The 17,935-nt window shown below is 63.1% G+C and carries 16 protein-coding genes and 2 pseudogenes; 10 read left to right on the top strand and 8 right to left on the bottom strand.

The genetic code is table 11. The features are described 5' to 3' along the window. Positions 1-22: 22 nt before the first annotated feature. Positions 23-544: a single-stranded DNA-binding protein gene (locus LB525_RS09605; protein WP_095765291.1), complete on the bottom strand. Its 522-nt coding sequence runs from the start codon at positions 542-544 to the stop codon at positions 23-25. A 236-nt stretch (positions 545-780) separates the two neighbouring features. Here LB525_RS09605 and LB525_RS09600 point away from each other — a divergent pair, with 236 nt between their 5' ends. From LB525_RS09600 to LB525_RS09560, 9 genes and pseudogenes are all read left to right on the top strand, one after another. After that, positions 781-1,095, top strand: coding sequence for an ArsR/SmtB family transcription factor (locus LB525_RS09600; RefSeq protein ID WP_095765290.1), 315 nt, complete (start codon positions 781-783; stop codon positions 1,093-1,095). Continuing rightward, positions 1,092-1,565: an SRPBCC family protein gene (locus LB525_RS09595; RefSeq protein WP_140841183.1), complete on the top strand. Its 474-nt coding sequence runs from the start codon at positions 1,092-1,094 to the stop codon at positions 1,563-1,565. Before LB525_RS09600 ends, LB525_RS09595 begins: the two co-directional genes overlap by 4 nt. A 27-nt stretch (positions 1,566-1,592) precedes the next feature. After that, positions 1,593-2,195, top strand: coding sequence for an ATP-dependent Clp protease proteolytic subunit (locus LB525_RS09590; RefSeq protein ID WP_095765288.1), 603 nt, complete (start codon positions 1,593-1,595; stop codon positions 2,193-2,195). A 75-nt stretch (positions 2,196-2,270) separates the two neighbouring features. Next, positions 2,271-2,549 (top strand): hypothetical protein, encoded by a 279-nt coding sequence (locus tag LB525_RS09585; RefSeq protein ID WP_224544440.1) that lies wholly within the window; start codon positions 2,271-2,273, stop codon positions 2,547-2,549. A gap of 799 nt (positions 2,550-3,348) precedes the next feature. Then, entirely contained in the window at positions 3,349-6,270 is a 2,922-nt protein-coding gene (uvrA, locus tag LB525_RS09580) for an excinuclease ABC subunit UvrA (protein WP_224544439.1), read from the top strand. A gap of 28 nt (positions 6,271-6,298) precedes the next feature. After that, positions 6,299-6,762, top strand: a pseudogene (locus LB525_RS09575) (GNAT family N-acetyltransferase). A 26-nt stretch (positions 6,763-6,788) separates the two neighbouring features. Next, entirely contained in the window at positions 6,789-7,592 is an 804-nt protein-coding gene (locus LB525_RS09570) for a DUF72 domain-containing protein (protein ID WP_263492743.1), read from the top strand. Positions 7,593-7,732: 140 nt separating this feature from the next. Then, complete coding sequence (locus tag LB525_RS09565) at positions 7,733-7,990, top strand: hypothetical protein (protein WP_224544438.1); 258 nt, start codon at positions 7,733-7,735, stop codon at positions 7,988-7,990. A 113-nt stretch (positions 7,991-8,103) separates the two neighbouring features. Beyond that, positions 8,104-9,249, top strand: a pseudogene (locus LB525_RS09560) (GGDEF domain-containing protein). Between the two features lie 23 nt (positions 9,250-9,272). On the opposite strand, the gene LB525_RS09555 reads toward LB525_RS09560, so the two are convergent. From LB525_RS09555 to urtA, 6 genes are all read right to left on the bottom strand, one after another. After that, the gene (locus LB525_RS09555; protein ID WP_095765283.1) at positions 9,273-9,449 is read right to left on the bottom strand and encodes a hypothetical protein; all 177 of its coding nucleotides are present in this window, start codon (positions 9,447-9,449) and stop codon (positions 9,273-9,275) included. A gap of 264 nt (positions 9,450-9,713) precedes the next feature. Beyond that, entirely contained in the window at positions 9,714-10,409 is a 696-nt protein-coding gene (gene urtE, locus LB525_RS09550; protein WP_224544437.1) for an urea ABC transporter ATP-binding subunit UrtE, read from the bottom strand. 70 nt (positions 10,410-10,479) lie between these two features. Then, entirely contained in the window at positions 10,480-11,226 is a 747-nt protein-coding gene (gene urtD, locus LB525_RS09545) for an urea ABC transporter ATP-binding protein UrtD (RefSeq protein WP_224544436.1), read from the bottom strand. 6 nt (positions 11,227-11,232) lie between these two features. Continuing rightward, positions 11,233-12,456 carry an urea ABC transporter permease subunit UrtC gene (gene urtC, locus LB525_RS09540; protein ID WP_095765280.1) on the bottom strand — a complete coding sequence of 408 codons (1,224 nt, stop codon included), beginning with the start codon at positions 12,454-12,456 and terminating at the stop codon, positions 11,233-11,235. After that, positions 12,453-14,069, bottom strand: coding sequence for an urea ABC transporter permease subunit UrtB (gene urtB / locus LB525_RS09535; protein WP_224544435.1), 1,617 nt, complete (start codon positions 14,067-14,069; stop codon positions 12,453-12,455). The genes urtC and urtB overlap by 4 nt, the downstream gene beginning before the upstream one ends. Before the next feature lie 182 nt (positions 14,070-14,251). After that, positions 14,252-15,562, bottom strand: a complete 1,311-nt coding sequence (gene urtA / locus LB525_RS09530; RefSeq protein ID WP_095765278.1) for an urea ABC transporter substrate-binding protein — start codon at positions 15,560-15,562, stop codon at positions 14,252-14,254. Positions 15,563-15,870: 308 nt separating this feature from the next. Here urtA and LB525_RS09525 point away from each other — a divergent pair, with 308 nt between their 5' ends. After that, positions 15,871-16,260, top strand: coding sequence for a hypothetical protein (locus LB525_RS09525; protein WP_224544434.1), 390 nt, complete (start codon positions 15,871-15,873; stop codon positions 16,258-16,260). A gap of 58 nt (positions 16,261-16,318) precedes the next feature. Here the strand turns inward: LB525_RS09525 and LB525_RS09520 are convergent, their stop codons facing one another. After that, positions 16,319-17,890, bottom strand: coding sequence for a GMC family oxidoreductase (locus tag LB525_RS09520; RefSeq protein ID WP_095765277.1), 1,572 nt, complete (start codon positions 17,888-17,890; stop codon positions 16,319-16,321). Positions 17,891-17,935: the final 45 nt, after the last annotated feature.

Genomic DNA, 17,935 nt, shown 5'->3' with positions numbered 1-17,935 from the left:
TCAGACGGCCGTTTCGAGACGCTTAGAACGGGATCTCGTCGTCCAGCTCGCGTGACGAGCCGCCGCCACCGCCGCCCCTGGAGCCGCCACTGCCGCGGTTGAAGCTTTCATTCGGGCTGGACTGGCCGAAATCCGACCCTCGGCTGTTGCCGCCGCCGGAATAATTGCCGACCTGGCCGCCGCCGCCCTCGCCGCGCGCGTCGAGCATCTGCAACTCGCCTCGGAATTTCTGCAGCACGACCTCGGTGGTGTATTTGTCGGCACCGGTCTGGTCCTGCCATTTGCGGGTCTGCAGCTGACCCTCGACATAGACCTTCATGCCCTTCTTCAAATACTGCTCGGCCACCTTGGCGAGCTGGTCGTTGAAAATGACGACGTTATGCCACTCGGTCTTTTCCTTACGCTCGCCCGAGTTCTTGTCGCGCCAGCTTTCCGACGTGGCGATGCGAATGTTGACGACCGGATCACCGGAATTCAGGCGGCGGATTTCAGGATCCGCTCCGAGATTGCCGACCAGAATGACCTTGTTGACGCTACCCGCCATCTTACTTCTCCGCGCTCATCCGAAACAAATTTCAAGTCGCTCACCTTATAGCCTGCGGGTCGTCGCCGCCCGCAAAAGGCTGGCTTTTCCCACAAGGTTTTTGTTCTCTTTTCGTTCTAGTCATAGCTGCACTTTCTGTCAAGGAATGTCAGCAAAGGCAGGAGTGGACGTGCATTCTGATATGGCGATCAAATAGAAGCTTGCCAAATCGATAAGTATCGACTTATGCTTCTGTCATGATCGAAGCAGAGATTTTCCGCGCTCTGGCCGACCCGACGCGACGCGCGGTTTACGAGCGGCTGACCGCTGGCGAGATGAGCGTGAGCGAGCTGCGCGCCGGCATGAGGGTGTCCCAGCCGGCGGTCTCGCAGCACCTTGCCGTATTGCGCGGCGCCGGCCTGGTGGTCGAGCGGCGCGCCGGCCGCAACGCATATTATCGCGCCGATCCGCAAGGGCTCGACCCGCTGCTCGGCTGGATCGAACGCTACCGCGCCTTCTGGCCGGAACGCATCGAGAAGTTGAAGACGGTTCTGAAGGGAATGGACCAATGACGGCAACCGAAAACCCGATTGTCAACGAAGCGCCGCTCAGCTTCGAATGCGACCTCCCTGAGCCGCCGGAAAAGGTCTGGCGGGCGCTGACCGAGCCGGAACTGCTCGCCGCCTGGATGATGCCGAACGACATCAAGCCGGAAGCCGGCAGCCGCTTCGCCTTTGCCGGACCGGATGCGCCGATCGAATGCGAGGTGCTCGAGGCCGAGCCCGGCAGGCTGCTGCGCTATTCCTGGCGCGAAAAACCTGGTGCTGACGACGGCGGGCTTCCACCCTTCGACAGTGTCGTCACCTTCACGCTTGCCGGCACGGCCTCGGGCGGCACACATCTCAGCATCGTGCATGACGGCTTCGTGCCGGTCGCACAGCCTCTTATCGCTGTTTCCGGCGCCGGCTGCGGGCTTTCGCTCGACGCGCGCAAGAACCCGACCGCCGCCAATGCGCCCTGCATGATGCTGCGCGCGGCCTGATCAAAAAGAGGACCGAGGAAACCCGCCATGAGCATTGCCAATCTGGTGCCGATGGTCATCGAGCAATCGAGCCGCGGCGAGCGTTCCTTCGATATCTTTTCGCGGCTGCTGCGCGAGCGCATCGTCTTTATCAATGGCGAGATCAACGACAACGTCTCGGCTCTGGTTTGCGCACAGCTCCTGTCGCTGGAATCGGACCACCCCGACAAGGAGATCTCGCTTTACATCAACTCGCCGGGCGGCATGGTGACCAGCGGCTTCGCCATCTACGACACGATGCAGTACATCTCCTGCCCGGTGTCGACGGTCTGCATGGGCTTTGCCGCCTCGATGGGCTCCTTCCTGCTGATGGCCGGCGCGCCGGGGCGGCGGATCGCGCTGCCCAACACAAGGATCGTGCTGCATCAGCCGCTGGGCGGCTTTCAGGGCCAGGCCTCAGACATCCAGCGCCATGCGGAGGACATCGTGCGTACCAAGCAGCATATGACCGAGCTCTACGCCAAGCATTGCGGCCGGACCTACGAGGAGGTCGAGCGCACGCTCGATCGCGATTACTTCATGAGCGCCGCGGAAGCCAAGACTTGGGGCCTTGTCGACCACGTCTACGACACGCGCAAGAAAGCGGCCTGACGTTGCGGGAAGGCGCGCGGCAAATTGATCGCCGCGCGTCTGGCATTGCCCTAGCCGCGTCCCTATAGTCCGCGCATGATCGATCCGTTCCAATCCAGGCACTTGTGCGTTGCCCTCGCCGCGCTTGCCGGCGCGCTGGTGGCCGGCGCCGCCCTTGCCGACGACAGTTCGGCGCAGAAACTGCCTGGCGTCAGCGGCGACTATCGCATCGCCAAGCCGGCGCCGCAGCCGGAACCAGACGCGCTACCGGCCGGCAGCGACGGTTCCTTCAAGATCGGCGACACCGATGTCAGGATCGGTGGCAGCATAACGATCGATATGGCCACGGGCGGCGCTCGGATCCCGAACCATTGATTGCGAGCGGGTCAAACGCGAACACCACAAAGTGTAAGCCCCGCCACTGCTTCCGCAGGTGGACGGGGCTTTCATGGATCTGATAATCCAATTTTAGCCGGGAGTGGACTGCCGGCGTTCTGTTTCGGATGCAACGCGGCGTTCAGCCGACGATCCGACTATCGTCTCTGATTGTTAAGAATCGGCAAGTCACGGTTTGTCGGGCCGGCGTTTCAAGTCTGCCCTGGCACTTATGCCCGCCGCGGCTCCATCTCAGTGTGGAGCCTCAAGGGACTGTCCGGTGGCGTCATGCTCCGCTCCTGGGTCCGTTGCGACAATGTCGTTCGAAGCGCAAATCGCTATCGCCTGCGGCGTCTCGCAGACCGCCTATTGGGCGGCGAGGCCATCGAAAGACGGCCGGCTTCGTTGACGCGTTTGAGACTGCTCCCCTGGGCCCGGGACGTCAACCGTTGAATAGTCGGTTACCGAAAAATGTGATCGTCTGGAGGTTACGTGCAGGTAAGTCGAGTGCTTCGACACACCCAACGGCGCGTAGCTCGGCCGCGATTGTTTTCCACAACGCTTGGACAATTGTTCTCACAACGCTTGAGCGATTGTTTCCACAACGCTTTGTCAGGAGCGTGTTCGACCTTTGTTCTTTCCGCTTGCCCGGTCGCGCGAAAGACGGTTAAACCCATGATCGGCTTGTCCCGTCGAGATTGTGGCGTCTCTCGACGTGGCGGTGAAAATACCTACATAGGGGATGGCCGGGACAATCCCGCCAATCCAGCAAATTCCAGATCTGAGGCGGCGACCGGCGATGGCCGACCATAAATACCTTTCCATTCGCGGGGCGCGCGAACACAATCTCAAGAACGTCGATCTCGACCTGCCGCGCGACAGCCTGATCGTCATGACCGGATTGTCGGGATCCGGCAAATCGTCGCTTGCCTTCGACACCATCTATGCCGAGGGCCAGCGCCGCTATGTCGAAAGCCTGTCGGCCTATGCCCGCCAGTTCCTCGAGATGATGCAGAAGCCGGACGTCGACCAGATCGACGGCCTGTCGCCCGCCATCTCGATCGAGCAGAAGACCACCTCGCGCAACCCGCGCTCGACCGTCGGCACCGTCACCGAAATCTACGACTACATGCGCCTGCTGTTCGCGCGTGTCGGCATCCCCTATTCGCCGGCCACCGGCCTGCCGATCGAAAGCCAGACGGTTTCGCAGATGGTCGACCGCGTGCTGGCGCTGGACGAGGGCACGCGCCTGTTCCTGCTGGCGCCGATCGTGCGCGGCCGCAAGGGCGAGTACCGCAAGGAACTGCTGGAACTGCAGAAGAAGGGCTTCCAGCGCGTCAAGGTCGACGGCGTCTTCTACGAGATCGCCGACGTGCCGGCGCTCGACAAGAAATACAAGCACGACATCGACGTCGTCGTCGACCGCATCGTCGTGCGCGGCGATCTGGCCACGCGTCTCGCGGACTCGATCGAGACAGCGCTGAAGCTTGCCGAAGGTCTTGCCGTGGCCGAATTCGCCGACAAGCCGCTCGACGCCAGCCAGACCGGCGAGGATTCGGTCAACAAGTCGAAGAACGAGACGCATGAGCGCATCCTGTTCTCGGAGAAATTCGCCTGCCCGGTGTCTGGCTTCACCATTCCGGAGATCGAGCCCAGGCTGTTCTCCTTCAACAACCCGTTCGGCGCCTGCCCGACCTGCGACGGCCTCGGCAGCCAGCGCGCCATCGATCCCAACCTCGTCGTGCCGGACGAGAACGTGTCGCTGCGCGACGGCGCCATCAGCCCGTGGGCGAAATCGACCTCGCCCTATTACGCGCAGACGCTGGAAGCGCTGGGCAAGGTCTACGGTTTCAAGCTCGGCGACAAGTTCAAGGATCTGAGCGCCGAGGCCAAAGAAGCCGTGTTGCGCGGCACGGGCGAGCGCGAGATCACCTTCCAGTATGATGACGGCCTGCGCTCCTACAAGACGACCAAGACCTTCGAGGGCGTCATCCCCAATCTCGACCGGCGCTGGAAGGAAACTGAATCCGCCTGGATGCGCGAGGAGATCGAGCGCTTCATGTCGGCCACCCCCTGCCCCGCCTGCAACGGCTACCGCCTGAAGCCGGAAGCGCTGGCGGTGAAGATCGGCGGCAAGCATATCGGCGAAGTCACGGAGATGTCGATCCGCAAGGCCGACCAGTGGTTCACCGACCTGCCGGCGCAGTTGAACGACAAGCAGAACGAGATCGCGGTCCGCGTGCTGAAGGAAATCCGCGAGCGGCTGCGCTTCCTCAACGATGTCGGCCTCGACTATCTGACCTTGTCGCGCAATTCCGGCACGCTGTCGGGCGGCGAGAGCCAGCGCATCCGGCTCGCTTCGCAGATCGGCTCCGGCCTCACCGGCGTGCTCTATGTGCTGGACGAGCCGTCGATCGGCTTGCATCAGCGCGACAATGCGCGCCTGCTCGATACGCTCAAGCACCTGCGCGACATCGGCAACACGGTGATCGTCGTCGAGCATGACGAGGACGCCATCCTGCATGCCGACTATGTCGTCGACATCGGCCCGGCGGCCGGCGTCCATGGCGGCCAGATCATCGCGCAAGGCACGCCGCAGCAGATCATGGCCACACCTGCCTCGATCACCGGCAAATATTTGTCGGGCGAGCTCGAAGTGGCAACGCCCGCAGTGCGGCGCGAGGCGAAGAAGAACCGGCGCATCAAGGTGGTCGGCGCGCGCGGCAACAATCTGAAGAATGTGACGGCGGAAATCCCGCTTGGCACCTTCACCGCGGTCACCGGCGTGTCCGGCGGCGGCAAATCGACCTTCCTGATCGAGACGCTGTTCAAGGCGGCCTCGCGCCGCATCATGGGCTCGCGCGAGCATCCGGCCGAGCACGACCGCATCGAGGGCCTGGAATTCCTCGACAAGGTCATCGACATCGACCAGTCGCCGATCGGCCGCACGCCGCGCTCCAACCCCGCGACTTATACCGGCGCCTTCACGCCGATCCGCGACTGGTTCGCCGGCCTCCCCGAAGCCAAGGCGCGCGGCTATCAGCCGGGCCGCTTCTCCTTCAACGTCAAGGGCGGCCGCTGCGAGGCCTGCCAGGGCGACGGCGTCATCAAGATCGAGATGCACTTCCTGCCCGATGTCTATGTTACCTGCGACGTCTGCCACGGCAAGCGCTACAACCGCGAGACGCTGGACGTGCTGTTCAAGGGCAAGTCGATCGCCGACGTGCTCGACATGACGGTCGAGGAAGGCGTCGACTTCTTCTCGGCGGTGCCGGGCGTGCGCGACAAGCTGGAGACGCTGAAGCAGGTCGGCCTCGGCTATATCCATATCGGGCAGCAGGCGACGACGCTCTCGGGCGGCGAGGCGCAGCGCATCAAGCTTGCCAAGGAACTGTCGCGCAAGGCGACCGGCAAGACGCTCTACATCCTCGACGAGCCGACCACCGGCCTGCATTTCCACGACGTCGCCAAGCTGCTCGAAGTGCTGCACGAGCTGGTCGACCAGGGCAACACGGTGGTGGTGATCGAGCACAATCTCGAAGTCATCAAGACCGCCGACTGGGTGCTGGACCTCGGCCCCGAAGGCGGCGACGGCGGCGGCGAGCTGGTAGCGTCCGGCACGCCGGAAGCGATCGTGCGCGAGAAGCGCAGCTACACAGGCCAGTTCCTCAAGGAGCTGCTGGAGCGGCGCCCCGGAGGCAAACGCGAAGCGGCGGAGTGAGCGCGCATTTCGTCGGAAGGGCGCTTGAATGACAATTAGAAGAGCGCTTTCCGGTGATCTTCCGGCCGTTGCCGCGGTGACGACGGCTGCCTATGCGTCCTACACCGCTCTGTTCGGCGCCCCGCCGATTCCGGTGACGGAAGACTACGCGCCGCGCATCGAGCGCGGCGAGGTCTGGCTGCTCGAAGAGGACGGAGGACTGGCCGGGCTGATCGTCCTCGAACGGCATCCCGACCACGCCATGATCTTCAGCGTCGCCGTCGCGCCGGCCTTCCAAGGTAAAAAACTCGGCATCAAACTGCTCAACTTCGCCGACGAGCAGGCGCGGTTGTGGGCGTACCGGAGGTGCGGCTTTACACCAATTCGCGGATGGAGCGGAACATCGCGCTCTATTCCGCCTACGGCTATCGGGAAACGGGTCGCCGCGCCAACCCACACCGGCCAGGATGGACCCTGGTCGACATGATGAAGTCGGCCGACCGAGCCGCCTGATCACATTTGAACAGAGGAGGACGATAATGAGCCAAGGAAAAATCCGCTCCGGCATGGGCGGCTGGACTTTCGAGCCTTGGGACACCTCCTTCTACCCGGACAAGCTCGCCAAGGCCAAGCAACTCCACTACGCCAGCCGGCAGGTCCCGACCATCGAGGTCAACGGCACTTATTATTCCAGCTTCAAGGAACCGACTTTCGCCAAGTGGGCCAACGAAGCGCCGGAGGGTTTCGTCTTCTCGCTCAAAGGCAACCGCTTCGTGACCAACCGGAGGGTGCTCGGCGAGGCCGGCGAATCGATGATGCGCTTCCTGGGCTCCGGCGTTGCCGCGCTCGGCGAGAAGCTCGGCCCGATTCTGTGGCAGTTCGCGCCGACCAAGAAATTCGACGCGGACGATTTCGAAGCCTTCCTGAAGCTGCTGCCCGAGAAGCAGGACGGTGTGCCTCTGCGTCACGCGCTGGAGGTGCGCCACGACAGCTTCGTCGTGCCGGAGTTTCCAGCGCTCGCCCGAAAATACAACGCCGCGATCGTCTATGCCGATCACGCAAAATATCCGGCGATCGCCGATGTAACCGGCGACTTCGTCTATGCGCGGCTGCAGACCGGCAGCGACGACAACCCTGACTGCTACACGCCGAAAGGCCTGGACGAATGGGCGGGACGCGTGAAGACATGGGCGCAAGGCAAGCAACCCGCCGAGCTGCCGCGCGCCGATCCCAAGACCGATGCGCCGGTCAAGCCGCGCGACGTGTTTGTCTACTTCATCACCGAGGGCAAGGTGCGCGCCCCCTTCGGCGCCATGGCGCTGATGAAGCGGGTGACCGATTGAAGGGGCGAGCCCCGTCGGAACTTACGAGGCATCTTGACCGTTTTGCCTTTCTCGCCGGGAGCGGGTTTCCATAGCGGTTGAGCTTTCGCGGCAATGACCCAGGCTCCGGGATCGGGGAAGCCCGAAGAAAGCGAGGTGATATGGCTGTCATCCTCATCGGGGCATTGCTCATTGTCGCCGGCATCGTGTACATGGCCGGCGCGGTCCTCAGGCGCGGGAAACTTAGCGATCCGGCACCTGCAGCCTCGGATCGCCCGATGCCAAACCTGGCAACGCCTGGCCCGACGCTTGAGCCACGCCGGCGCGGACTCGGTTTCCTCGGCCTGTCGCAGAATTGGCCGGGTCTGGTGATGATGGGGGTCGGCATCATCCTGCTGTTGTTGGTGGCGGTCCTCTGACGCCGCGGAATTATGGCATCTTCACCGCTATCGTAACGTAATCGATACTTCCTTGCTGCACTAATGGAACGCACGGCAGGTTGCAGAGACCCGGCGGCGGCAAGGGCGAGCGCATGCTTCTCGACTACAATTCATTGCTGCTGGCCGTCGGCTTCTCCGCCGCCTGCCTCAGCCTCACCCTGTTCGGAACCTGGCTGACCGCCCGTTCCGACAGGTTCCTGCTGACCTGGGCGACCAGCGTGCTGGTGGTGGTGGCGGAGGTTTTTGTCTATGACGCCTATATCGATGCGCCCGGAACAGCCCTCGGCATCCTGGCGCTGGCGCTGCTGCTGTTCGGCTTCTCGGTGATGTTGGGCGCCGCCCACCAGTTCCGGACCGGACGCTCGCCGCTGCCGCGCATCACGCTTGGCACTGCCATCTCCTTTGCGCTGGCGTTACCCCCAATGGCGCTCGGCTATGACGGTCTGGGCTTCATGCTTGAGAATTTCCTTGCCGCGCTGCTCCTATTCGGCACCGCGCATGAATATTGGAAGGGTCGCGAGGAGGCACCGGCGCAACTCGGGGGCGTGGCGCTGCTCTATTCATTGACCGCTGTTTCCTTCGTGCTTTGCGCGGCCGTGCTGGCTTGGGACGGCAAGCTCATCCTCGGCCACGCGCCGAGCAACTGGGCGGAGGATCTGAGCTTGGTCATCGTCATCGCCTCGATGACCGGCATCGGCGCGCTGTCGCTGGCGCTCAACCAGGGGCGGCTCGCGCGCCACCACAAGCATGAGGCTTAGACCGACGTGCTGACGGGGCTGCTCAACCGCCGCGCTTTGTTCGACCTGCACGGCAAGGCGCCCGTCAGCGCTTTCACGGCGGTGGTGGTGTTCGACCTCGACGGCTTCAAGGCGATCAACGACCAATTCGGCCACGCCGCGGGAGACGAAGTGTTGAAGGTCTTTGCCCAAGTGATCTCCGCCGACCTGCGCCCGAACGACTCGGTGGCCCGCATGGGTGGCGAGGAATTTGCCATGGTGTTGAAGCGCACTTTGCCCGAGACAGCCGAGGCGACGGCCGAACGCGTCCGGGCCGCGTTCGCTGCGCGCACGGTCGAGACCGAGACCGGACCGCTGCGCTGCACGGTCAGCGCGGGCTTCGCATTTGGCAGCAGGGATGGCATGAGCTTCGACAAGGTGCTCAGCGCCGCCGACAAGGCGCTCTATGCCGCCAAGCGCGGCGGCCGCAACCGCGTCCTGGATTTTCGCCGCGCCGGCTGAGTTTTACCGCCGCGTGCAAACTCTCAATGGTGTGAGATTACTTCGTTGAAGGCGTCGAGATCGACGTAGAAAACCTTGGTGATCTCATCCAGGAGATGATCTTCGTCATAGCCTTGCGACATCAGGATGTTGATCGCGGTCATGATGTCGACGCGCTCGGTGAGGCGCCGCTTTTGGTAGTCCTCGACAAAACGTTCCATCGCCGTCCCCTGGCAAAATTCTTTTTGGACGCATTGACCGACAATCACTGCGGGGAAAGCTAGGTGGATTGGCTTGCGTGGAACTTGCGGACGGAGTCCGCGCCTCCCCCTCATTCGCAACTGATACGGAAAGCGGCCGACTCACCAGGGCCAAGAAAAGACTAGCATGCGGTATTCAACGCGCCAGAGCTCTGCCTGGCCAGCGGAGAGAAATACTGGGATTGCTGCCGCCTCGCGATGTCGACCGAAGTCGAGCAAACGATTTTAGACTGTCAGAAACTTCCGCACATCCGCCCGGTCGAGGTCTTTTGCAGGACCGGTATGCACGATCTGGCCCCGATCCATGATGTTGACCTCGTCGGCAAGTTCCCGGCAGAAGTCGAGATATTGCTCGACCAGAAGCACGGCGATCCCCGCCTGGTCGCGCAGATAGCGGATGGCGCGGCCGATATCCTTGATGATGGACGGCTGGATGCCTTCGGTCGGCTCGTCGAGCACCAGGAGCTTGGGCCGCATCACCAGCGCGCGGCCGATGGCAAGTTGCTGCTGCTGGCCGCCGGAGAGATCGCCGCCGCGGCGGCCGAGCATCTGCTTCAAGACCGGAAACAGCTCGAAGACATAGGCCGGAATGTTGCGGTCGGCGCGCCTCAACGGCGCGAAGCCGGACTCCAGGTTTTCGCGCACCGTGAGCAGCGGAAAGACTTCCCTGCCCTGCGGCACGAATGCGATGCCCGACCGGGCGCGATCATACGCCGCGCTCCGGTCGAGCGCCTTCCCCTCGAAGGCAACGCTTCCGCTCGTCAGCCGGTGATGGCCGACGATCGATCTCATCAAACTTGTCTTGCCGACGCCATTGCGGCCGAGCACGCAGGTGATCTTGCCGGCGTCGGCTTTCAGCGAAACGCCACGCAGCGCCTGGGCGGCGCCGTAATGCAGGGTGGCATTGGAGACCTCGAGCATGGTCAGCCCCTTCTCCAGCGCTTCAGGAAGGCGAAATCGAAACGGCAAAATGGAACCCGCCAAACCATGCTCACCGCCCCAGATAGACTTCGACGACACGCTCGTCCGCCGAGACGAAATCGAGTGTGCCTTCCGACAGCACCGAGCCCTCGTGCAGGCAGGTAACCTTGACGCCGAGCTCGCGCACGAAATGCATGTCATGCTCGACGACCACCACCGAATGGTCGCGGGCGATGTCCTTGAGCAGACGCGCGGTCTCCTCGGTCTCCGCATCGGTCATCCCGGCGACCGGCTCGTCGACGAGCAAAAGCTTTGGGTCCTGCGCCAGGAGCATGCCGATCTCCAGCCATTGCTTCTGGCCGTGACTGAGGTTGGCGGCGAGCTCGCCGCGCTTGTCGCCGAGACGGATGATGCCTAGGATGTCGTCGATGCGCCGCGTCTCGGCCGCCGAGCGGCGATGGAACAGCGCCGGGAAGATCGAACGCGGCCCTTTCAGCGCCAGCATGAGATTGTCCTCGACGCTATGGCTCTCGAAGACCGTCGGCTTCTGGAATTTGCGGCCGATGCCCATCATGGCGATCTCGGCCTCGTCATGCCGCGTGAGATCGACCTCGCCGTCGAAGAACACCTCGCCCTCGTCCGGCCGCGCCTTGCCGGTGACGATGTCCATCATCGTCGTCTTGCCGGCGCCGTTGGGTCCGATGATGGCGCGCATTTCGCCCCTGTCGAGCACCAGCGACAGCTTGTTGATGGCGCGAAAGCCATCGAAGGAAACCGAGACGCCGTCGAGATAAAGGATGGTGTTCGACTTGCTCATGATCGTTCACTCCGCCGGCTGCGGCTCGGCGCCGGTGGCAGACCAGGCGCCGGGCGTCGTCGCCGCCGAGCGCACGATCTTCGGCTCCGGCGCCTGCGGATCGGCGCCGGCCTCCGCCGCAAGCGAAGCTGACCGCAGCGCCTTGGCCTGGCTGCGCCAGGCATCCCACATGCCGACGATGCCCTTGGGCAAAAGCAGCGTGACGGCGACGAACAGGCCGCCCAGGGCGAACAGCCAGAATTCCGGCAGCACGCCGGTGAACCAGGATTTGCCGGCGTTGACCAGCAGCGCGCCGAGGATCGGGCCGACAATGGTGCCGCGCCCGCCGACGGCGGTCCAGATCACCACCTCGATCGAGTTGGACGGCTCGAATTCGCCGGGATTGATGATGCCGACCTGCGGCACGTAAAGCGCGCCGGCGATGCCGGCCATGATAGCCGAGACGGTGAAGGCGAACAGCTTGACGTTCTCCGCCCGCCAGCCGAGGAAACGGGTGCGGCTTTCGGCGTCGCGCACCGCCATCAGGAGCTTGCCGTATTTTGAGCGCACGATCGCAGCGGTGACGAAGACGGCGAGCGCCAGCGTCACGGCGCTAGCCGCAAACAGCGCCGAGCGCGTCGCGTCGGCCTGGACGCTGAAGCCGAGTATATCCTTGAAATCGGTCAGGCCGTTGTTGCCGCCGAAGCCCATGTCGTTGCGGAAGAAGGCGAGCAGCAGCGCATAGGTCATCGCCTGGGTGATGATCGAAAGATAGACGCCGGTGACGCGGCTGCGGAAGGCGAACCAGCCGAAGACGAAGGCGAGCAGGCCAGGCACGGCCAGCACCATGAGCGCCGCGAACCAGAAATGATCGAAGCCGTACCAGAACCAGGGCAGCTGCTTGTAGTTCAGGAACACCATGAAGTCCGGCAGGATGGGATTGCCGTAGACGCCGCGCGAGCCGATCTGGCGCATCAGATACATGCCCATCGCATAGCCGCCAAGCGCGAAGAAGGCGCCGTGGCCGAGCGAAAGGATGCCGCAATAGCCCCAGACCAGGTCGAGCGCCAGCGCCAGCAGCGCGTAGCAGAGATATTTGCCAATCAGCGCCACGATGTAAGGCGGGATGTAGAAGGCGCTTTGCGGCGAGACCGCCAGGTCGAGCAGGGGCACGATGATGGCGGCGGCCAGCAGGACGAAGATGGCAATGCCGATGCGGCGATCGGCGGAAAGGAAGCGCTGCGCGATCATGCTTCCACCGCCCTGCCCTTCAGCGCGAACAGGCCGCGCGGGCGTTTCTGGATGAACAGGATGATCAGCACCAGCATGACGATCTTGCCGAGCACCGCGCCGGCATAGGGCTCGAGGAATTTGTTGACGATGCCGAGCGAGAGGGCGCCGACCAGCGTCCCCCACAGATTGCCGACGCCGCCGAAGACCACGACCATGAAACTGTCGATGATGTAGCCGCGGCCGAGATTGGGCGAGACATTGTCGATCTGGCTGAGCGCCACGCCCGCGATCCCGGCGATGCCCGAGCCCAACGCAAAGGTCAGCGCGTCGACCCAGGGCGTCCTGATGCCCATCGAGGCGGCCATGCGGCGGTTGGCGGTGACGGCGCGCATCTGCAGACCCCAGGCCGTGCGCTTCATGACGTAGAGCAGCACACCGAACACGGCGAGCGCGAACACCAAGATCCACAGCCGGTTCCAGGTGATGGCCAGCTGGCCGACATCGAACGAACCCGACATCCAGGACGGATTGCCGACCTCCTGGTTGGTCGGCCCGAAGATGGTGCGCACCGCCTGCTGCAGGACCAGCGAGACGCCCCAGGTGGCCAGAAGCGTTTCGAGCGGGCGGCCATAGAGGAAGCGGATGATGCCGCGTTCGATTGCAAGGCCGACCAGCCCCGCGACAAGGAAGGCGAGCGGCAGCGCGATCACCAGCGACCAGTCGAACAGGCCCGGAAACGAGGTGCGGATAACTTGCTGGACGACGAAGGTGGTGTAGGCGCCGAGCATCACCATCTCGCCATGCGCCATGTTGATGACGCCCATGACGCCGAAGGTGATGGCAAGCCCGATCGCCGCAAGCAGCAGCACCGATCCCAGCGAAATGCCGTACCAGATGTTCTGGCCCGCATCCCACAAAGCCAGCTTGGAGTTGATCTTGCCGATCGCGGCGGCTGCCGCCTCCTTGACCGCGCCCTGGGCGTTCGCCTCAACTGAGGTGAGCAGCGAGAGCGCGTCGCGGTCGCCGCGAGCGGCGACGACCGAGATCGCCGCGAGCTTATCGGCTTCGGGCTTGTCGGAAACCAGAACCGATGCCGCGCGCGCCTGCTCGAACAGGGCCTTGACGCCGGGATCGATTTCGGCGGCGATTGCGGCATCCAGCGGCCCGATGTTCGCCGCATCGGGCGTCTTGAACATCGTCATTGCCGCGGCAAGACGCACGCTTGCGTCCTTGGCGCGCAAGGTCAGCGTGCCCAGCGCGTCGCGGATGACACGACGCAGCCCGTTATTGACCTTGATCTTGGTGAGGTCGGCCTTGGCCGCTTCGGCGGCGTTCTCGCCGCTCAGCGGATCGAGCAGCTCGATGCTGTCGCCGCTCTCCTTGCCGACAAAAACCTGGGAATCGGCCTTGCGGATGTAGAGATTGCCGTCGGCCAGCGCCGAAAGCGGCCGCTCGACGGCGGGATCGCCGCTCGCGGCAAGCTCGCGCACGACGGCCTCGGTAGCCGAGAAGCCGGTTGCAGCTGCGAATTTGCCGATCGATGCGCGAAGGTCGGCCTCAGCCGCCTTCGACGGCGTCAGTCCAGCCATCGTCAGCAGCAACATCAGACCGATTGCGCGCAGCAGCAGCATCGTCGTTTTCAAGCAGCTTTCTCAAGCAATTCCAGGAAAAGTGTGAAGCGGTTTTCCGTCCGGAATTGCGCAAAACTAGGTTTCAGGGATCTTGCCCGGGCGGGTCAGGAACCTGCCCGGGCGGCGGTCTCGGATCGCGGGGCCACTCCGCGATCCGACAGACCTGGGATCACGGACCGGGATCAGTTGGTGCCCTTGCCGCCGCACTTTCCGGTGGCGACGTTGAAGTTGCCGCAGGACAGAGGCGCGCGCCAATCGGAGATCAGGTCCTTGGAATCCGGCAGGTAGTCGGACCATTCGTCGCCCATGACGAGGCCGGGCGTTTGCGAAACGGTCTCGAACTGGCCGTCGGCCTGGATCTCGCCGATCAGCACCGGCTTGGTGATGTGGTGGTTGGGCATCATCGTCGAATAGCCGCCGGTCAGGTTCGGCACCGAAACGCCGACCATGGCGTCGATGACCTTGTCCGGATCGGTGGTGCCGGCCTTCTCCACCGCCTTCACCCACATGTTGAAGCCGATATAGTGGGCTTCCATCGGGTCGTTGGTGGTGCGCTTGTCGTTCTTGATGAACTTGTGCCAGTCGTCGATGAACTTCTTGTTCGCCGGCGTGTCGATGCTTTCGAAGTAGTTCCAGGCGGCGAGATGGCCGACCAGCGGCCCGGTGTCGAGACCGGCCAATTCTTCCTCGCCGACCGAGAAGGCCATGACCGGAATGTCCTCGGCCTTGACGCCCTGGTTGCCGAGCTCCTTGTAGAACGGCACGTTGGCATCGCCGTTGACGGTCGACACCACGGCCGTCTTCTTGCCGGCCGAGCCGAATTTCTTGATCGCCGAGACCTCGGTCTGCCAGTCGGAGAAGCCGAACGGCGTGTAGTTGACCATGATGTCCTCGGCCGGCACGCCCTTCGACTTGAGATAGGCTTCGAGGATCTTGTTGGTGGTGCGCGGATAGACATAGTCGGTGCCTTCAAGCACCCAGCGCTTCACCGAGCCGCCATCGGCGCTCATCAGGTAATCGACGGCCGGAATGGCCTGCTGGTTCGGCGCCGCACCGGTGTAGAAGACGTTGCGCTCGCTCTCCTCGCCCTCATACTGGACGGGATAGAACAGGATATTGTCGAGTTCCGAGAACACCGGCAGAACCGATTTGCGCGACACCGAGGTCCAGCAGCCGAACACGGCCGCGACCTTGTCCTTCGAGATCAGCTCGCGCGCCTTTTCGGCGAAGAGCGGCCAGTTGGACGCCGGATCGACCACCACGGCTTCCAGTTTCTTGCCGAGCAGGCCGCCCTTGGCGTTTTGCTCGTCGATCAGCATCAGCATGACGTCTTTCAGCGTCGTTTCCGAAATCGCCATGGTCCCCGACAGCGAATGGAGGATACCGACCTTGATCGTGTCTTCAGCCGCCTTGGCGGAAGCTGAAGCCAGCAGACCAGCCGCGACGACGCCGGCGGACAGGATTTTTGTTATTTTCGCGAAGTTACCCCTCATATGACACACTCCCAAGCTGGTTGTTTTGCATCGCAATATTAGCGGGTGCAAGCGACGTGCCAGATAGGAATGCGCTGAACTGATTTTCGCGATAATGCCGTGATTACAGTCGGTTATATGATAGCCGCGCAACTGTCGCCTCTACTGCAACGCGGCAGGATTGAGAAAAGTTTACGCACCTCTGCCTATATTTTGCCCAAATTGTAAAAATGCCTACGATTTCACCACATCAGCAAGGATAGCTTTGTCAGCCCTGTTGCGGGCTCATGGCGAAATGGGGCAAGGTCGCCGTGCAAACGAGCGACGTCATGGCCCTGCGAACAATCCTGGCTTTCCTGCTTCTTGTGTCCGCCGCCGGCGGCACCCGCGCCGATTTTGCCGACGGCAAGCTGCCGGACGGCATCTATCACTGCGAGGTCTACCTGCTTGGCCTGTTCTTCAACCTCGGCGACATCACCATCAAGGGCAGCCTCTACAGCGGCCCGGTGACCTTCGGCGCCGCGCCGCCGCCTTACAATTACCAGATGAATCCCAATGGCGAGATCACCTGGCTCGGTCCGCTCGGCGGCTACACCAGCGGCGGCAATTCGATCTCGATGACCCAGGCGACCTTGGATGACCCGAGCGGTCCTTCGTTCGACATCATCATGAAACAGCAGGACGGCGCCTTCACAGCCTCGACCTGCACCAAAAGATAGCCCGCATAAAAAAGGCGCGGAACCCGTTTGGGTCCCGCGCCAGCAGGCAGTCGGGAGGTCAGATCGTTTTCGCCGACATCTGGGCGGCGATGTAGTCAGCCTGGCGGATCGCCAGCGTCACGATGGTCAGCGTCGGGTTCTCCGCCGCACCCGTGGTGAACTGGCTGCCGTCTGAGATGAACAGGTTCTTGATGTCGTGCGACTGGCCGTGCTTGTTGACGACGCCGTCCTCCGGCTTTTCGCTCATCCGGTTGGTGCCGAGATTGTGGGTCGAAGGATAAGGCGGCGTCGGGAAGGTCCGCGTCGCGCCGACCGCGGCGTAGAGCGCCTGGCCTTGGCTGTAGGCATGGTTGCGCATGGCCTCGTCGTTCGGATGGTCATCGAAATGGACGTCGGCGATCGGCATGCCGTGCTCGTCCTTCTCGTCCTTGTGCAGCGTGATGCGGTTCTCTTCGCGCGGCATATCCTCGCCGACGATCCACAGGCCCGCCATATGGTCGTAATGGTCGAGCGCCGTGGTGAAGGAGCGGCCCCAGCCGCCGGGATTGAGGAAGGCCGCCATGAATGGCAGGCCGAGCGACAGCGTCTCCATCTCATAGCCGCCGACGAAGCCACGCGACGGATCGTGGCGCGCCTCGTCGCGGATGATGCCGGCCATGGTGGTGCCGCGATACATATGCACCGGCTTGTCGAAGATGGCATAGACCGAGCCGGTGGTGTGGCGCATGTAATTCTTGCCCACCTGCCCCGACGAGTTGGCGAGCCCGTGCGGGAATTTCGATGATTCCGAGTTGAGCAACAGGCGCGGGCTCTCGATCGAATTTCCGGCGACCGCGACGATGCGGGCTTTCTGCTCCTGCAGCTTGCCGTCCTTGTCGGCATAGACGACGCCGGTCACCTTGCCTGAAGCGTCATGATTGATCTTGATCGCCATCGAGTTCGGTCGCACCTCCAGATGCCCGGTCGCCTCGCCCTTCGGAATTTCGGTGTAGAGCGTCGACCATTTGGCGCCCCATTTGCAGCCCTGGAAACAGAAGCCGGTCTGCTGGCAGGAATTGCGGTCGTCGCGCTCCACCGAATTGATGGCCATGTTGCCGGTGTGGCATTCCTTGTAGCCGAGCTTGTCGGCGCCGGCCTTGAGCACCTTGAAATTGTTGTTGCCCGGCAGCCGCGGCCAATTGTTGGTGCCGGTGACACCCATCTTGGCTTCGGCCTTGGCGTAATAGGGTGCCATCTCGGCCAGCGTCACCGGCCAGTCGAGAAGGTTCGCGCCCTTGACCTTGCCGTAGGTCGTGGCCGCCTTGAACTCGTGCTCCTGGAAGCGCAGCGAGGCACCGGCCCAGTGCGTGGTCGAGCCGCCGACCGACTTGACGATCCAGGCCGGCAGGTTCGGAAAATCCTTGGCCACGCGCCAGTCGCCCGAAGTGGTGCGCTTGTCCTTCCAGGCGAGCTGGGCGAACGACTCCCACTCGTCGTTGATGAAGTCCTCATATTCGTGGCGTGCGCCCGCCTCGAGGATGACGACGTCGATGCCTTTCTGGGCGAGCTCGTTGCCGAGCGTGCCGCCGCCCGCGCCGGAGCCGATGATGACGACCACCCCGTCATTGTTGAGATCAAATTGTGCTGCCATGGTTTCCTCCCATGAAATCTGTCGAAAAGCGGTTCGTGACAGAGC

Origin of the sequence: Mesorhizobium sp. CA16 (assembly GCF_020165175.1) — a bacterium.
In the GTDB taxonomy this organism is placed as follows: Bacteria; Pseudomonadota; Alphaproteobacteria; order Rhizobiales; family Rhizobiaceae; genus Mesorhizobium.
This window is presented reverse-complemented; position numbering and strand designations above follow the sequence as displayed.

What these genes read in the sequence shown, in the direction of transcription:
- LB525_RS09600 (WP_095765290.1), top strand. Translation starts at nt 781, where the DNA reads ATGATCGAAGCAGAGATTTTCCGCGCTCTGGCCGACCCGACGCGACGC.
- uvrA (WP_224544439.1), top strand. Translation starts at nt 3,349, where the DNA reads ATGGCCGACCATAAATACCTTTCCATTCGCGGGGCGCGCGAACACAAT.
- LB525_RS09590 (WP_095765288.1), top strand. Translation starts at nt 1,593, where the DNA reads ATGAGCATTGCCAATCTGGTGCCGATGGTCATCGAGCAATCGAGCCGC.
- urtD (WP_224544436.1), bottom strand. Translation starts at nt 11,226, where the DNA reads ATGAGCAAGTCGAACACCATCCTTTATCTCGACGGCGTCTCGGTTTCC.
- urtA (WP_095765278.1), bottom strand. Translation starts at nt 15,562, where the DNA reads ATGAGGGGTAACTTCGCGAAAATAACAAAAATCCTGTCCGCCGGCGTC.
- LB525_RS09555 (WP_095765283.1), bottom strand. Translation starts at nt 9,449, where the DNA reads ATGGAACGTTTTGTCGAGGACTACCAAAAGCGGCGCCTCACCGAGCGC.
- LB525_RS09585 (WP_224544440.1), top strand. Translation starts at nt 2,271, where the DNA reads ATGATCGATCCGTTCCAATCCAGGCACTTGTGCGTTGCCCTCGCCGCG.
- LB525_RS09520 (WP_095765277.1), bottom strand. Translation starts at nt 17,890, where the DNA reads ATGGCAGCACAATTTGATCTCAACAATGACGGGGTGGTCGTCATCATC.
- LB525_RS09595 (WP_140841183.1), top strand. Translation starts at nt 1,092, where the DNA reads ATGACGGCAACCGAAAACCCGATTGTCAACGAAGCGCCGCTCAGCTTC.
- urtB (WP_224544435.1), bottom strand. Translation starts at nt 14,069, where the DNA reads ATGCTGCTGCTGCGCGCAATCGGTCTGATGTTGCTGCTGACGATGGCT.
- urtC (WP_095765280.1), bottom strand. Translation starts at nt 12,456, where the DNA reads ATGATCGCGCAGCGCTTCCTTTCCGCCGATCGCCGCATCGGCATTGCC.
- LB525_RS09570 (WP_263492743.1), top strand. Translation starts at nt 6,789, where the DNA reads ATGAGCCAAGGAAAAATCCGCTCCGGCATGGGCGGCTGGACTTTCGAG.
- urtE (WP_224544437.1), bottom strand. Translation starts at nt 10,409, where the DNA reads ATGCTCGAGGTCTCCAATGCCACCCTGCATTACGGCGCCGCCCAGGCG.
- LB525_RS09565 (WP_224544438.1), top strand. Translation starts at nt 7,733, where the DNA reads ATGGCTGTCATCCTCATCGGGGCATTGCTCATTGTCGCCGGCATCGTG.
- LB525_RS09605 (WP_095765291.1), bottom strand. Translation starts at nt 544, where the DNA reads ATGGCGGGTAGCGTCAACAAGGTCATTCTGGTCGGCAATCTCGGAGCG.
- LB525_RS09525 (WP_224544434.1), top strand. Translation starts at nt 15,871, where the DNA reads ATGGCCCTGCGAACAATCCTGGCTTTCCTGCTTCTTGTGTCCGCCGCC.